The sequence below is a fragment of the Gilliamella sp. B2717 genome (assembly GCF_026536675.1).
In the GTDB taxonomy this organism is placed as follows: Bacteria; Pseudomonadota; Gammaproteobacteria; order Enterobacterales; family Orbaceae; genus Gilliamella; species Gilliamella apicola_I.
The window spans coordinates 181,550-181,953 of record NZ_JAFNNQ010000040.1 but is presented as its reverse complement, the minus strand read 5'-3'; the positions used below and the strand labels follow the sequence as shown (position 1 = coordinate 181,953).

Below are 404 nucleotides of genomic sequence, written 5' to 3'. Positions count from 1 at the left end.
ACGATTAAAGTTTTTTAATAACATCTATCAACTCTATTTTATGGATGGTATTGGTGCTATGCATAATTGGCGTAGACCGACGTGGTCAATTGTGTTGGGTGAAACCATTGGTGATATTACCCCCTTAAAAGAGCGTTATTTGATTAAAAAAGCGATTCAAGGCTATTATAAAAGTATGACTTCTTTAAGTCTTTATTATAGAGGGGAAGGACAAAATATGGATCTGGCACAACTGTGGCGTAAATATGCTATTACTATGGGCGAGCTAGCGTCTGATAAGTATTGGCCAGACTATCCACCACTTGAACAATAATATATAAAAAAGGGCAATAATGCCCTTTTTATGCTCCTATTTCCCCTATTTTAACCACTTATGCGCAATATTTTGAATTTCAAGCAAAATG

At 35.4% G+C, this 404-nt stretch carries 1 protein-coding gene (cut by a window edge); it reads left to right on the top strand.

The genetic code is table 11. The features are described 5' to 3' along the window. Nucleotides 1–313: part of a tetratricopeptide repeat protein coding region (locus J3U35_RS11615; protein ID WP_267360306.1), annotated on the top strand (this coding region is incomplete at its 5' end). The annotated region extends 361 nt beyond the left edge of the window; the window shows 313 of its 674 annotated nt. Nucleotides 314–404: the final 91 nt, after the last annotated feature.